The sequence below is a fragment of the Burkholderia aenigmatica genome (assembly GCF_048627025.1).
GTDB lineage: Bacteria > Pseudomonadota > Gammaproteobacteria > Burkholderiales > Burkholderiaceae > Burkholderia > Burkholderia aenigmatica.
The window spans coordinates 215,486-230,783 of sequence record NZ_CP184469.1; the positions used below are offsets into that span (position 1 = coordinate 215,486).

A 15,298-nucleotide genomic window follows, 5' to 3' on the forward strand; every position below is an offset into this window, starting at 1 on the left:
GACGATCGATGAATACCCCTGTCGTACCGCTGCCCGCGCTCGAGCTGGATGGAGCGCTTCTCCTCGACCAATTGAGACGGCTCGGCGAAGTCGGCGCCGATCCCGAGATAGGCGGCCGGACCCGTATCGCGCTGACGGACGACGAGCGGGCCGGGCGCGATCTCGTCGTCGCATGGATGCGTGAGCTGGATCTCGACGTCCGGATCGACCGCATCGGCAACATCTTCGGCACGTTGCGCTCGGCAACCGACGACGGCAACGAGCGCCCGCTGATGATGGGCTCCCATATCGACTCCGTGAAAAACGCCGGCGCACTCGACGGGTGCTATGGCGTGCTGGCCGGCCTCGCCGTCGTGCGCGCGTTTCGCGATGCCGGGCTCAAGCCGCGCCGCTCGATCACGATCGGCGCCTTTACCAACGAAGAGGGCATCCGGTACCAGCCGGACATGATGGGTTCGCTCGTCCATGCCGGCGGCATGCCGGTCGACGCGGCGCTGGATACGATCGGCATCGACGGCACGCGCCTGGGCGACGAACTCGCGCGGATCGGCTATGCGGGCGATCTCGAGCCCGGCGCGATCGTGCCGCACGAATATCTCGAACTGCACATCGAACAGGGGCCGATCCTCGAGGCCGAGCAGATCCGCATCGGCGTGGTCGAAAGCCTGCAGGGCATTTCATGGCAGCAGATCACCGTGCAGGGGAATGCGAACCACGCCGGCACGACGCCAACGCATCTGCGGCATGACGCAGGCTGGGCCGCGGCGGCGATCGCGACCTTCCTGCGCGAGCTGGCGGTGGCGAGCGGCACGACGCTCGCGACGATCGGCATGTTGCGCATCGAGCCGAACGTCATCAACGTGATTCCGCGCAAGGCCGTGTTCACCGTGGACCTTCGCGATCCGGACGAGCTGCGCCTGCAGGACGCGGAGCAGCGCCTGGCCGACTATCTCGACAAGGTGGCGGCGGAAGAGGGTGTCAGGATCACGACCGAACGTCTGGTCCGGTTCGAACCGGTCGTGTTCGACGCGGGGCTGGCCGCGGAAATCGAGGCGTCGGCCACGCGGATGGGATTCTCGAACCGGCGCATGACATCGGGTGCCGGCCACGACGCGCAAATGATCGCGCGCATCGCGCCCGCGGCGATGATCTTCGTGCCGAGCCGCGGCGGGATCAGCCACAACCCGCGCGAGCATACCGACGACGACCAGCTCGTCGACGGCGCGAAGGTGTTGCTGGATGTCGTCCTCAGGCGCCTGGCGGCGCACTGAGCGTCGATCCGCTCAACCGAATTTTTCTGCTTACTCTGCCCTGGAGCACCCTGGTCATGCTGACTGCCAATCCGCGCGCGGCGCGTATTTCCTATCCTGACGAACTGAAGCGGATCCTGAGCATCGACGCAGCTCATGAAAGTCGCGCCTGGCTGTCTTGCTGGGACAAGATCGAGCCTCGGGCCACGCCGCTGATCGATCTTCCTGGCGTCGCCCATAAAATTGGCATTGCTAATCTTCACGTGAAGGACGAGTCGGCACGCTCCGTGCTCGGAAGCTTCAAGGCCCTGGGGGCACCGATTGCACTCGTGCGGCTGATCCTCCGGATGTGGGCCGGCCACGATCTGGATCCGGCTGCGCTGTTCCAGGGCCGCTATCGCGACCTGCTCGCCGGTTTCACCGTGATCAGCGCGACCGACGGCAATCACGGGAAGGGGCTGGCCGCCGCCGCGCAGACGCTGGGCTGCCGGTGCGTGATCGTCCTGCACGCCAGGGTCAGTATCGAGCGCGAGCAGGCGATCGCCGCTTACGGTGCGGAGATCGTCCGGATCGCAGGCAACTATGACGAATCGGTCGAAGAGGCCGCGCGACTCGCCGCATCCAACGGTTGGCACGTCGTGTCGGATACGTCGTACGACGGTTACGAGGACATTCCGCGCGACGTGATGCAGGGCTACGGCACGATCGCGTCGGAGCTCGTCGAGCAAAGCGATAGCCGGCCCGATCGTTGTGCCTTTACGCACGTTTTCCTGCAGGGCGGCGTGGGCGGGATGGCGGCCGGCCTGGCCAGCTATCTGTGGGAATTCCACGGTGCGCAGCGCCCGCGCTTCGTCGTCGTGGAGCCGCAACAGGCCGACTGCCTGTACCAGAGCGCGCTGGCCGGCCGGGCCGCGCGGGCGACGGGCTCGGTCGATTCGGTGATGGCCGGGCTCGCGTGCGGCGAAACGTCTCCGCTCGCGTGGAAGTTCCTCGAACCCGTGATCGACGATTTCATGACGATCTCGGATGCCGATGCAGTGCAGGCGATGCGTGTGCTCGCATCGGGAAGCGAAGGCGACCTGCCGATCGTCGCCGGCGAATCGGGGGTGGCAGGGCTGGCGGGTCTCACCGTGCTGCTGCAGGACCGGGATCGCGCTCGGCAGGCCGGGATCGACGGCACGTCCCGCGTGCTGGTGATCAACACCGAAGGCGCGACCGCGCCGGCGACTTACCGCGAACTCGTCGGCGAAACGGCCGAGTCGGTCCGGGCGCGCCAGTCCGCGTGGCGCGCCTGCGCAACACGCTGATCGTTGCCGGGCCGGCGAGCCCGGCAACGGCATTCCCTTTTCCCATCAAGAAAAAAAGCAACCGCGGCGGTGCGCACGTTGCAGGTGCCGTGTGCCGCGCGTTGCGGTTTTGGAGACAGACATGAAAGAATCCGTCGACCGGAGTATCGGTCCAGTGGCGTTGCTGTTTACCGGGCTCGGCTCGATCATCGGTTCGGGATGGCTCTTCGGCGCGTGGCATGCATCGAGGATCGCGGGGCCTGCAGCGATCGTTGCCTGGGTCATCGGCGCCGTCGTCGTGCTGGCCATCGCGCTCACGTATGCGGAACTGGGCACGACGTTTCCCGAATCCGGCGGCATGGTGCGCTATGCGCGGTACTCGCATGGCGCGCTGGTCGGGTTCATCGCCGCATGGGCAAACTGGATTTCGATCGTGTCGGTCATCCCGATCGAGGCCATCGCATCGGTGCAGTACATGGCGTCGTGGCCCTATCCGTGGGCACGCGCGCTGATGGTCGGCGAGGATCTGACCACCCACGGGCTGTTCGCCAGCGCCGCGCTCGTGGTGGTCTATTTCATGCTGAACTACTGGGGCGTGAAGCTGTTCGTCAAGACCAACACGGCGATCACGGTGTTCAAGTTTCTCGTGCCGGGCGCAACCGTGGCCGGCCTTGTCTGGAGCGGGTTCCACCAGCAGAATTTCGCGCTTGGCGGCAGCGGGCAGTTCGCGCCGTACGGCTGGTCGTCGATCCTGACGGCGGTCGCCACCAGCGGGATCGTGTTCAGCTTCAATGGCTTCCAGAGCCCGGTCAGCCTGGCCGGCGAAGCACGCAATCCGTCGCGCAGCATTCCGTTCGCGCTCGTCGGATCGATTCTGCTTGCGCTCGTGATCTACGTGCTGCTGCAGATCGCGTTCATCGGTGCGGTGCCGCCCACCGCCATCGCGAGCGGCTGGCACGGACTGAACTTTTCGTCGCCGTTCGCCGAGCTTGCGATTGCCGTGAACCTCAACTGGCTTGCCGTGCTCCTGTATGTCGATGCGTTCGTCAGCCCGTCGGGCACCGGCGCCATCTACACGGCAACCACCGCGCGCATGATCTACGCGATGGAGCGCAACCGGACGATGCCGAAGCTGTTCGGCACGCTGCATCCCGTTTATGGCGTGCCGCGCGCGGCGATGTGGTTCAACCTCGGCGTGTCGTTCGTGTTCATGTTCTTCTTTCGCGGTTGGGGCACGCTGGCCGCGGTGATTTCGGTCGCGACGGTCATTTCGTTTCTGACCGGCCCGGTCAGCGTGATGGCCCTGCGACGGCATGCGGCCGATCTGCCGCGGCCGCTGCGAATCGCATGCATGCCGATCGTCGCGCCGTTTGCGTTCGTCTGCGCGTCGCTGGTGCTGTACTGGGCGTGCTGGCCGTTGACGGGACAAATCATCCTGCTGATCGTCGTGGCGCTGCCGGTCTACCTGTATTACCAGTCGAAGAGCGGCTGGGCCGATTTCCGCGCGGAATTGCGTTCGGCCTGGTGGATGGTGGCTTACCTGCCGGTCATGGCGCTGCTGTCGCGGTTCGGCGGGCGGGAGTTTGGCGGGTACGGGATCATTCCGGACGGATGGGACCTGGTCGCGGTGGTGATCGTTGCGCTTGCGTTCTATCGCTGGGGTGTCGCCAGCGGGCGGCGTACGACGTATCTCAGCGAATACGCGACATCGCAGCCGGCGGGTTCACAGGACGACGAGATGCCGTTGCCCGTGAAGCAGGCCGGCTGACGACTGGTGGTGTGCAACGCGGTATCGCGCGCGTGCGGTCGTTCCCGACCGCACGCGCATCGCCCGCTTCAGGTCAGGACGACACCAGCGGCACCGTCACCGACGTGCCGGCCGGATCGAGCGTCAGGCCCGTGCCCGGCGTCGGCCGCAGCGTGGCCTCGTTGTCGCTCGACAGGACGACGAGCCCCAGCCGGTGGCCGGCTTCCAGCTTGTAGTCACGCGGCATGAAGGTCAGCTTCAGGTCGTACGGCATCCCGGGCAGCACGGGCTCCGAGCGCCACTCGGAGAACCGGTTGCGCGGATCGGTCCACGCACGCGTGACGATCGTGGCCGTACCGTCCGGCGCGCGATCGACCAGCAGGGCCGTCACGTTGGCCACCGCCGTGAAGGTCAGCCTGACGCGTGCGGTCGCGGAACCCGACAGGCGTGTCGCGGCCGTGAGCGGCGCGGTTTCGAACCGGCTGCGGTTCTCGCCTGTCGGCGCGTTCGCCAGCGTGAGCGCGGTAATGCGCGCATCGTCGGTGAAGCGCGCGAGCGGGCCGCCGCTCGGCAGCCGCAACAGCGTGCCGGTGCCCGCGCCGTCGCCGCCCGCGAAATACGTGACCGGCGTGGCGCGGCGTGCGGCCCAGTCCGCTTCCTTCAGCAGCGTGCCGTCCGCCTGCTCGATCACCGCGCGCGGATCGCGTTCGACACCGTTGTCGAAACCGATCAGGTAGCGCGTGAACCAGCGGTTCACTTCCGCGGTCCACGCATCGGCCATCGCCGGCACGCGGGTCGGGTCGGTGTGCTTCAGGCGATGCAGCCACAGCTGCGTCGGCACGCCCTGGCGCCGCATCGCGAGATGCCACGCCGTCGACTGGTCGACGCGCACGTTGTCGTCGGTCAGCCCCTGCGCGACGAGCGCCGGCGCGACCGCGTACGCGGTCGGGATGTCGCGCGCGGCCCAGAACGGCGAATAGTCGCCGGTCTTGCGGTCTTCCTGCTGCAATGCTTCGTCGATCAGGTGCGTGCAGCGCTCCGGATGCGCGTTCGTCAGCAGCGCCTTGATGTACACGTCGACGTCTTCGCCCTGATAGCCTTCCGGCGCGCGCACGAGCCCGCCCGAGCGGTAGTAGCCGTACATGTTCGTCAGCCCGGCGACCGGCACGATCGCGTCGAGCCCGCGCGTGCGCAGGCTCGCGACCATCTTCGGCAGCGTGCCGTCGTACGACACGCCGTACATGCCGACGTGGCCCGTCGACCAGTTTGCAACGACCGTCTTGCCGTTCGCGTCCTTCGCGGTCGCGTCGCGGCCGAGCCAGCGGATCACCGAGGCCATTGCGACCGATTCGTCGCGCGTGAGGATCGTCGGGCAGCCGTCCGAGCCGGCGGTGCCGAGCGAATCCGCGTAGACGATCGTGAAGCCGCGCGGGATGAAGTAGCCCTCGATCCACGAGCGTCCGGCGGCGGCGGCTTCGACCTGCTGCAGCATCCGAACCTGCGGCGCGGCGGCCATGATGCGTGCGGAGGCGCCGGTCGCTGCCGTGGCCGCAGTGGCGGCCGGATGCGGCGTGCCGTCGAGTTCGACGTCGACGTTGTGGTCGGGGCTGTCGGCGAGGCCCGCGTAGTACGGGCTCGCGAGCACGATGACGGGCGTGCGCGCGCCGTTCGCGGTTTCGGTGGGGCGCACGATGCGCACGTGGATGCGGTCGCGCGTGCCGTCGCCGTCGGAATCGACCGGCGTGTCGACCCACGCGTTCTCCTCGATCGTGCCACCCGACAGCGACGGCTGCACCTGGCCGTTCGCGATCACGGGCCGGTAGCGGCCGCCGCTGGCCGGATTGGCGTACGGGACGCCGGACGGCGAGATGCGCGATGCGAGCGACTGCTTGTCGGCCGCCGATGCGGCGGCCCCCTCCTGTTGGCCCTGTGCGAGTGCGGAAACGCCCGCCACGCTGCCGCCGTCGTCGCCGCCGCACGCGGCGAGCGTCGTGGCTGCAACGAGCGCGGGAAGCCACGCGCGACGCAATCCGGTTCGATGAATGTCCATTGTCGACCTCTTGTTGTGATTGTCTGGAACCGGACGGCCCGCGATATGCCCCCTGCGGCCCGGCCGGGTGCTGCATCGGATGAAACGGAACGGCACCTTCAAAAGCGCCGGGCGTGATGCCCGGGTGTCACGGCCGGTGTCGAGGCGACTGCATCGCCCCGACCGGAAAGCGTCAGCGCGGCGGCTGATTCGTGCCGCCCGGTCGATGCGGGGCTGGCGGCGCGAAATGAATGCAGGAGTGCGAATCAAATGCGGGTATGCCCGATCTTCCTTCAGGTTTCAGACGAAACGGAACGGCACGATGCGATGAGGCGGGGATGTTGCGAACGGCGGTGCTGCAACGGCAGGAAAGCGCGACGCGAGTCGGCGGGGCTGGCCGGAATGCTTTCCGGAAGCTTGCGCCAAACTTATCTCAGTGAAATCTTGGTGTCAAACTTTTTTAGTTTGAGTCAAACAAAGTTTTAGCGCGCGCCCAGCGATCGACGTGAGACCGGTCTAAATTTCCGGGAAATCTTTCCGTAAACGGTAAAAAACGGATTGAAAGGAGAGAGAGGGCATGACGACTTCAGTCACGGCAGTGAGCGGCCTTTCGCTCGTGCAGATGGCGCAGCAAGCGGCGCTCGACGGGCGCCCGCAGACGGACGCGGCGTCCGGGCAGCAGGACGCGCCGATCACCATCCGGGCGCTGGATCAGGACGCGATGCACGCGGCGCGCATGAAGCAGATGTCGATGCTGGGCGACCTGTCGACGAAGCTGCGCGGCGTCACCAGCCAGCTCGCGACGAGCCTGCACGAGATCATCGCGAAGCGCCCCGATCTGGCCGACGCGCAGTTCGACTTCAAGACCGGCAACGGCCGGATCGAGGTCGTGTCGAAGACGATGAAGGAAAGCGATCGCGCGTGGGTGGAGTCGACGCTGAACGCGAACGCGGGCCTCGTGCTCGCGACGCGCGAATTTCACCAGCAGGCCGTCGACTTTGCCGAGCAGGGCGCGGCCTCGGTGGGCGAGACGTTCACGGACGATGATCGCAAGTTGGCCAGCCAGCGCGCCGACGCGGACTTCCTCTTCATGAAGGAGATCAATACGTCCGTCGCGCGCAACCAGAAGATCGAAGAGGCCGGCGGGCATTTCACCACGCAGGACGGCACGCCGTTGAAGTTCGAGCAGTCGGCCGGCAGCGCGCGCGGCACGCTCGCGCTGCTGGATACCGATCGCCAGTTGTCGTCGGGCGCGGCGATCTTCGTCGACGATGCGGGGCAGAAGACCTACGGCAGGCGCGCGGGCCTGATCGACGTCGGCTTGGAGGCTGCGTTCGAGGACATCCTGAACGGCCGCAACAGCATCGGTTTCCACGAGATCGCATAACGGCGCGCTTCGTCGAGCCGTGCGCCGGACACCGTGCGCCTATTCGTCGCGCAGCGCTTCGGCCGGCCGTACCCGTGCGGCACGCCAGCTCGGGTAGAGCGTCGCGACGCACGACATCAGGAACGCGGCCGCGGCGATCTCGATCACGTCGGTCATCGCGAGCTTCGACGGTAGCGAGCTGAGGAAGTACACGGACGGTGTCAGGAAGCGGATGCCGAGCAACTGCTCGATCGCCGGCAGCACCCACGGGATGCTCACCGCGATCGCGCAGCCGAGCGCGACGCCCGCCAGCGTGCCGGCGAGGCCGATCGTCATCCCCTGGATCGCGAAGATCTTCATGATCGACCCGGGCGGCGCGCCGAGCGTGCGCAGGATCGCGATGTCGCCCTGCTTCTGCGTGACGGTCATCACGAGCGACGACACGAGGTTGAACGCGGCGACCGCGACGATCAGCATCAGGATCAGCGACAGCATGCGCTTTTGCAGCCGCTCGGCTTCGAACCACGTGCGGTTCTGCCGCGTCCAGTCGCGGATATAAAGCTCGCCCGACAGCGTGCGCGACAGTTCCAGTGCGATGTCCGGCGCGCGCTGAAGATCGTCGAGGCGCAGCCGGATGCCGGTGGGCGCGCGCACGTTGAACAGCGTCTGCGCGTCGCGGAGATGGATGTATGCGAGCGCGCTGTCGTACTGGTAGTGGCCCGACTCGAATGTGCCGACCACGTTGAACTGCCGGAACTGCGGCAGCGCGTCGCCGATGCGCGCGGTATTGCCGGGCGCGAAGAACGTGATGCGGTCGCCGATCATCACGTGCAGCGCGTCGGCCAGCGCCGAGCCGAGCACGATCCCCATCTCGCCCGGTACGAGCGCGTCGAGCCGCCCGGTCTTCAGCTTGCGCGCGATCTCGGACACGCGCGGCTCCAGCACCGGATCGATGCCGCGCAGCGCGACGCCCGTCACGCTGCCCGCGTTCGTCAGCAGCGCCTGCGCATCGACATAGGGCGCGACGGCGCGCACCGCCGGATTCTGCAGCGATTCGTGCGCGGTGAGCCGCCAGTCGGGCATCGCGCCGGTCGGCGAGAAGATTTCCACGTGCGCGAGCACCGACAGCATCCGGTCGCGCACTTCGGTCCGGAATCCGTTCATCACCGACAGCACGACGATCAGCGCGGCGACCCCGAGCGCGATGCCGGCCATCGCGGCGCCGGCAATGAACGACACGAAGCCGTCGCCGGCCGAGCGCCGGCCGCCGCGCGCATAGCGCAGCCCGATCTGCCATTCGAACGGGAGTTTCAAGCGTTTTCCTTTCATTTCGATTCGAATCATGCCGAGCCGCGCATTCTAGCGAACGCCGCGCGACCGCGCGCAGCGGTTGGCCGGCGAGCCGAAATCCGCCCGACCGGCCGGTTATCCGGCAGCGTTGCGCGCCGGCACGCCGATATTTCCATCGTTTCGGGTCTGATCGATAATGGCGCCCAGCATCCGGTCGAACATACCAAGTATTTACGGCGCAACCGGGCCGCGCCGTCACAAGACCCATAACGATTCGGGGAAGGTTGCCGCACCCGGCAGCATGTCCTTGACAAGGAAATAACAATGGATTTGCTGCGCTTCCTGCTGCTCCTGCCCGTTCGCGTGGCGGGCTTCGTCTGGTGGCTGCTCGGCTGCGTGCTGCGGCCGCTGGTCGGCGACGTGTCGTGGACGGCGCCCGCGTGGATGGGCGTCACCGTCGCGGCCGTGCGCCGCCGCCCGTGGCATGCCGGCGGCCTCGTGCTGCTCGCGGCCGCGCTGGGCTACGGCGGCTACTGGTTCAAGCATCGCCCGAAACCGCCCGAGCCCGAGACCGTCAGCTTCACCGTGAAGGCGCCGGCGATCACCACCTATGAGGTGGACGACAGCGACAAGCCGAAGATCACCGTGCATCCGCTCGAAGTCGTGTTCGCGCAATCGGCCGCGCCGATCGAACAGGTCGGCAAGCCGGCCGGCGACGGCATCGAGATGACACCCGCGCTGAAGGGCGCGTGGGAGTGGGTCGACGACAAGACGCTGCGCTTCACGCCGGCGGCCGACTGGCCGGTCGGCGCGCACGTCGAGGTGCGTTTCGCGGTGCACCGGGTGTTCGCGCCGCAGGTGACGATGCACGACGACCGTTTCGCCTTCGACCTGCCGGCGTTCGCCGCGACATTCGGCAACAATGAGTTCTACCAGAACCCCGACAATCCGGCGGAGAAGCAGGCGCTGCTGCAGCTGCGCTTCAACTACCCGGTCGATCCGGCCGAGTTCGAGAAGCGCATCGGCCTCGTGCTGGTCGGCCGCGACGGCAAGAGTTCGACGCCGCTGCGCTACACGGTCAACTACGACAAGATGAAGACGAGCGCGTGGGTCTACTCGCAGCCGCTCGAGATTCCGCGCGATCCGCTGGTGGCACGGCTCGACGTCGACAAGGGCGTGAAGAGTTCGCGAGGCGGCAACGGCACGCCGGACGTGCTGCATGCGTCGGTCAACGTGCCGGGGCTCTACAGCCTGTCGATCGACAACATCGCGCCGACGCTCGTCGACAACGAGCGCTACGAACCCGAGCAGGTGCTCGTCGCGGAAGCGTCGGACGGCGTGCGCAGCGCCGACCTGGCCGCGCGCGCCAAGGCGTGGGTGCTGCCGAAGCGCAAGCCGGGCGTCGATCAGTCGGACGACGATCCTCCGTACGAATGGAACGTGGCCGACATCAGCGATGCGGTGCTGAAGCAGTCGAAGCCGCTGCCGCTCGACGCGGTGCCGACCGAGAACGACTACGCGACGCTGCAAAGCTTCAAGTATCACGCGACGCCGGGTGATCGCATCGTCGTGCGTTTCGAGGGCGACCTGAAATCGGTGGGCGGCTACCTGCTCGCCAAACCGGTGACGGCCGCGTTCACGGTGCCCGACTATCCGAAGCTGCTGCGCTTCATGGCCGACGGTTCGCTGCTGTCGATGAGCGGCAGCAAGCGGCTGTCGGTCGTGTCGCGCAACCTACCGGGGATGAAGGTCGAGATCGGCCGCGTGCTGCCCGACCAGCTTCAGCATCTGGTGAGCTTCAACAACGGCACGTACGCACGGCCCGAGCTCTCGTATTCGTTCAGCGAGGATCACATCGTCGAGCGCTTCGTGCAGACGCGCGCGTTCCCGGCCGGTGAACCCGGCAAGGCGCATTACGAAGGCATCGATCTCGGCCAGTACCTGAAGGGCGGCAAGCGCGGCGTGTTCCTGCTGCATCTGACGAAGTACGACCCGGCCGCCGAGAAGAAAAAGGCCGACGACGCGAAGGACGGCGACGCATCGTCCGGCGACGGCAGCCAGGATCAGTCCGACAACGCCGATTCGAGCGACAGCAACGGCAACGGCGACGACAGCGCGCTCGGCGACACGCGCCTGATCGTCGTGACCGATCTCGGGATGCTGGTCAAGAAGGCGCTGGACGGCAGCCAGGACGTGTTCGTGCAGTCGATCCGCAACGGCCGCCCGGTTGCGGGCGCAACCGTGTCGGTGCTCGCGGTGAACGGCCAGGCGCTGTTCACGCAGACGACCGGCGCCGACGGCATCGTGCATTTCCCCGCGTTCAAGGGGCTCGACCGCGAGAAGCGGCCGCAGCTGTATGTCGTGAAGAAGGACACCGACCTGTCGTTCCTGCCGGTGGCCGGCCGCGATCGCCAGCTCGATTTCTCGCGTTTCGACGTCGACGGCGAGCGCAATGCGACCGGCCAGGGGCAATTGTCCGCGTACCTGTTCTCGGATCGCGGGCTGTATCGCCCTGGCGACCCGTTCCACATCGGCCTGATCGTGCGCGCGGCGAGCTGGGCGCGCAGCCCGGCCGGCGTGCCGCTGCAGGCGGAGATCGTCGACCCGCGCGGGATCACCGTCGAGCGCAAGCCGGTGACGGTCGATGCAACCGGTTTCACCGAGCTCGGCTATACGACGGCCGAAACGGCGCCGACCGGCACGTGGACGGTCAACCTGTACATCGTCAAGGACGGCCAGCCGGGCGCCGAGCCGATCGGCAGCACGACGGTGCAGGTGAAGGAGTTCCTGCCCGACCGGATGAAGGTCGATGCGAAGCTGTCGCAGCAGGTCGTCGAAGGGTGGGTGAAGCCGAAGGGGCTGAAGGGCATCGTCGATGCGCAGAACCTGTTCGGCACGCCGGCGGAGAAGCGCCGCGTCGCGGCGACGCTGACGCTGCGCCCGGTGTGGCCGTCGTTCCGCAGCTGGCAGGGCTATCACTTCTTCGATGCACGCCGCGCGAAGGAGGGTTATACGACGACGCTGCAGGACGGCACGACCGACGACAAGGGGCATGCCGAGTTCGATCTCGATCTCGACAAGTACGCGGACGCGACCTACCAGCTCTATTTCCAGGCGAAGGCCTACGAAGCGGAAGGCGGGCGCAACGTCGCCGCGAATGCACAGACGCTCGTGTCGAACAACGACTGGCTCGTCGGCTACAAGTCGGTCGACGATCTCGGCTACGTGAAGCGCGGCAGCCCGCGCACGGTGCGGCTCGTCGCGATCGATCCGAACGCGAAGGCGACCGACGTGAAGGGCCTGCGCGCGCAGCTCGTCGAGGAACGCTACGTATCGGTGCTGACCAAGCAGGATTCCGGCGCATATAAATACGATTCGCGGCTGAAGGAAGTGCCGGTCGACGAGAAGCCGCTGACGATTCCGGCAGCCGGGCTCGACTTCACGCTGCGCACCGACAAGCCGGGCAGCTATGCGCTCGTGATCCGCAACGCGGACGGCGCCGCGGTGAACCGGATCGAGTATTCGGTCACGGGCGATGCAAACGTCACGCGTTCGCTCGACCGCAACGCGGAGCTGCAGGTGAGCCTCGCGAAGCACGACTTCAAGCCGGGCGAGCAGGTCGAGATCGCGATCCGCGCGCCTTACGCGGGCAGCGGCCTGATCACGATCGAGCGCGACAAGGTGTATGCGCACGCGTGGTTCCATGCGGATACGACGAGCTCGATCCAGCACATCACGGTGCCGGCCGGCTTCGAGGGCAACGGCTACATCAACGTGCAGTACATCCGCGATCCGTCATCCGATGAAATCTTCATGAGTCCGCTGAGCTACGGCGTCGTGCCGTTCTCGGTGAACCTCGATGCGCGCCGCAACGCGGTGTCGGTCGATGCGCCGGCGCTCGTGAAACCGGGCGAGACGGTGAATTTCACCGTGCATTCGGCGAAGCCCGCGAAGGTCGTCGTGTTCGCGGTCGACGAGGGCATCCTGCAGGTCGCGCGCTACAAGCTCGGCGATCCGCTGAAGTTCTTCTTCCGCAAGCGGATGCTCGAAGTCGGCACGTCGCAGATCCTCGACCTGATCCTGCCGGACTTCGAGAAGCTGATGGCGATGGCCGCGCCGGGGGGGGACGCCGACGATGCGATCGGCCGTCAGCTGAACCCGTTCAAGCGCAAGCGCGACAAGCCGGTCGTCTACTGGTCGGGGATTGTCGACGTGAACGGCGACACGCGCCTGAGCTACACGGTGCCCGACTATTTCAACGGCAAGCTGCGCGTGATGGCCGTGTCGGTGTCGCCGGACCTGGTCGGCACATTCGAAGGCGCGACGACGGTACGCGGCGATTTCGTGCTGTCGCCGAACGTGCCGACGACGCTCGCGCCGGGCGACGAGGCCGACGTCAGCGTCGGTGTCGCGAACAACCTGACGGGGGTCGGCAACCAGCCGGTGCCGGTCGCGGTCACGCTGAAGACCGGCCCGCAGCTGCAGGTGATCGGGCCGGCCACGCAGAACGTCGCGCTCGCGCCGCAGCACGAGGGCGTCGCGATGTTCCGCGTGAAGGCCACCGACACGCTCGGCTCGGGCGCGCTGTCGTTCGGCGCGCGCTACGGCGCGAAGGGCGCGCAGCAGCGCGTCGACGTGTCGGTGCGTCCGGCCGCCGCGTTCCGCACGCAGCTCGACATCGCGCGGCTCGATCCGGGCAAGAAGGCGAACGTGCCGAACCTGAGGTCGATGTACGACGCGTATGCGTCGCGCGACGCGAGCATCTCGACCGCGCCGCTCGTGCTGTCCGAAGGGCTGTCGTCGTATCTCGTCAACTTCGAGCACTACTGCAGCGAGCAGATGGTGAGCGCGGCCGTGCCGCGCGTGTTCGCGGCGAAGTGGCTGTCGGTGCGCGCGCTGACGAGCGCGATGCATGCGACCGACCCGGGTGCCGACGCGACGAACGCAGCGGCGATTACGCAGTTCCTCGTCGTGCTGCGCAGCCGGCAGAACGCGCAGGGCGGGTTCGGCCTGTGGAGCGCGACGCCCGATGCCGATCCGTTCGTGTCCGCGTACGCGATGCACGTGCTGCTCGATGCGCGCGAGCGCGGCATCGCGGTGCCGAAGGACATGCCCGACGCGGGCAACCAGTATCTGCAGAAACTTGCAGCGAACGATTCGCTCGGCTCGCTCGACCTGCTGCGGCAGCGCGCGTACGCGGTGTATCTGCTGACGCGCCAGGGCAACGTGACGACCAACAGCCTCGCGGCCGTGCAGAAGCGGCTGCAGGATGCGTATCCGAACGACTGGAAGAACGATCTCGCGGCCGCGTGGCTCGCCGCGTCGTATCAGTTGCTGAAGCAGGACAAGGAAGCGGCGGCACTGATCGCCGGCCCGCAGGCGCTGCTCGAGCGCAAGCGCGCGTCCGACGGCGGTTACGTGACCGGCTACTACCTCGATCCGCTGACGCGCGACGCGAGCGTGCTGTACCTGATCGCGAAGCACTTCCCGGAGCGCGTGCGCAAGCTGTCGCCGCGCGCGATGGACAACCTCGCCGCGCCGCTCGTCGACAACCGCTACAACACGCTGTCGTCGGCGATGACGATCCTCGCGCTCGATGCGTATGCGGCGTCGAGTGCGGGCCAGCTCGACCAGCTCGCGATCGACGAGGTGCGCGCGGGTGCCGCACCGAAGGACGTGTCGTCGATCCAGGCGAACCTCGTGCGCTCGGGTACTTGGTCGGGCAGTGCGTCGCGTGTCGACTTCGTGAACGGCAGCACGCTGCCCGCGTGGTGGGTCTCGAGCCAGTCGGGCTACGATCGCGGCACGTCGACGAAGGCGATCAAGAACGGGCTGGAGATCGTGCGCGACTACACCGACACGGACGGCAGGCCGCTCGACAAGATCACGCTCGGCCAGGAGATCGACGTGCACCTGAAGATCCGTGCGACGGGCTCGGCGAATGTCGGCAACGTTGCAATCGTCGACCTGCTGCCGGGCGGCTTCGATCCGGTGATCGCGCCGCCGCCCGTGACCGACACGCAGGACGGCGACAGCAACGGCGATGGCGGCGCGTCGGCACCGGTGGCCGATGCACCGTGGCGTTCGCCGATCGGCGTGAAGGGTTCCACGTGGCAGCCGCAGTTCGCGGACGTTCGCGAGGATCGCGTGGTGATCTACGGCACCGCGACGACCGACGTGCGCGAGTTCGTCTACCGGATCAAGGCGAGCAACGCGGGCCGCTTCATCGCGCCGCCGGCATACGGCGAGTCGATGTACGACCGCCGCGTGCAGGCGCAGGCGCCCGGCGGCACGACGCTGACGGTGGAGCGCGTGCGATGACGATGAGGA

Annotated in this window: 7 protein-coding genes; 5 read left to right on the plus strand and 2 right to left on the minus strand. The window is 67.2% G+C overall.

The genetic code is table 11. The features are described 5' to 3' along the window. Positions 1 to 8 precede the first annotated feature (8 nt). From ACN8ZM_RS17990 to ACN8ZM_RS18000, 3 genes are all read left to right on the plus strand, one after another. Complete coding sequence (locus ACN8ZM_RS17990; protein WP_420211924.1) at positions 9 to 1,271, plus strand: Zn-dependent hydrolase; 1,263 nt, start codon at positions 9 to 11, stop codon at positions 1,269 to 1,271. Between the two features lie 56 nt (positions 1,272 to 1,327). Next, positions 1,328 to 2,557 carry a diaminopropionate ammonia-lyase gene (locus ACN8ZM_RS17995; RefSeq protein ID WP_420211925.1) on the plus strand — a complete coding sequence of 410 codons (1,230 nt, stop codon included), beginning with the start codon at positions 1,328 to 1,330 and terminating at the stop codon, positions 2,555 to 2,557. A 121-nt stretch (positions 2,558 to 2,678) separates the two neighbouring features. After that, positions 2,679 to 4,304 carry an APC family permease gene (locus ACN8ZM_RS18000; RefSeq protein ID WP_301769289.1) on the plus strand — a complete coding sequence of 542 codons (1,626 nt, stop codon included), beginning with the start codon at positions 2,679 to 2,681 and terminating at the stop codon, positions 4,302 to 4,304. Between the two features lie 73 nt (positions 4,305 to 4,377). Here the strand turns inward: ACN8ZM_RS18000 and ACN8ZM_RS18005 are convergent, their stop codons facing one another. Continuing rightward, positions 4,378 to 6,333 (minus strand): Xaa-Pro dipeptidyl-peptidase, encoded by a 1,956-nt coding sequence (locus ACN8ZM_RS18005; protein ID WP_089451957.1) that lies wholly within the window; start codon positions 6,331 to 6,333, stop codon positions 4,378 to 4,380. Between the two features lie 556 nt (positions 6,334 to 6,889). On the opposite strand from ACN8ZM_RS18005, the gene ACN8ZM_RS18010 reads away from it, so the two are divergent. Next, positions 6,890 to 7,699, plus strand: a complete 810-nt coding sequence (locus ACN8ZM_RS18010; protein ID WP_420211926.1) for a hypothetical protein — start codon at positions 6,890 to 6,892, stop codon at positions 7,697 to 7,699. 39 nt (positions 7,700 to 7,738) lie between these two features. Here the strand turns inward: ACN8ZM_RS18010 and ACN8ZM_RS18015 are convergent, their stop codons facing one another. Continuing rightward, positions 7,739 to 9,007, minus strand: coding sequence for a lipoprotein-releasing ABC transporter permease subunit (locus ACN8ZM_RS18015; RefSeq protein WP_420211927.1), 1,269 nt, complete (start codon positions 9,005 to 9,007; stop codon positions 7,739 to 7,741). A 285-nt stretch (positions 9,008 to 9,292) separates the two neighbouring features. Here ACN8ZM_RS18015 and ACN8ZM_RS18020 point away from each other — a divergent pair, with 285 nt between their 5' ends. Beyond that, positions 9,293 to 15,289: an MG2 domain-containing protein gene (locus tag ACN8ZM_RS18020; RefSeq protein ID WP_420211928.1), complete on the plus strand. Its 5,997-nt coding sequence runs from the start codon at positions 9,293 to 9,295 to the stop codon at positions 15,287 to 15,289. The last annotated feature ends 9 nt before the right edge of the window (positions 15,290 to 15,298 follow it).